Raw genomic sequence first — 256 nt, 5'->3', positions numbered from 1 at the left:
CGAATGGCCCAGCGTGTTCGGCGACGCCAAGATGACCACCGCCTTGCTCGACCGATTGACCCATCACTGCGACATTGTCGAGACCGGCAACGACAGTTGGCGATTCAAGAGCCGCGACGACGATCACGCCACCCGCGCTCGTCTCGCCTCCGCTATCCCGGCCAGCTCCGACGAGACGAGCGCTGCCAGCAAACCCCGCCGCACAAAGGGGTCAAAATTGGACGCCGATGAGGGGTCAAACTTGCAAGCCGATTGA

At 62.5% G+C, this 256-nt stretch carries 1 protein-coding gene; it reads left to right on the top strand.

The window, feature by feature from the left end; translation table 11 throughout:
* The coding region (locus tag CWO91_RS42530; protein WP_165406095.1) for an ATP-binding protein at positions 1–256 on the top strand (256 nt) is incomplete at its 5' end.

This window comes from Bradyrhizobium genosp. SA-3, assembly GCF_004212635.1.
Lineage (GTDB): Bacteria > Pseudomonadota > Alphaproteobacteria > Rhizobiales > Xanthobacteraceae > Bradyrhizobium.
The sequence above is the reverse complement of the archived record's forward strand: the minus strand, read 5'-3'. Positions and strand labels throughout refer to the sequence as shown.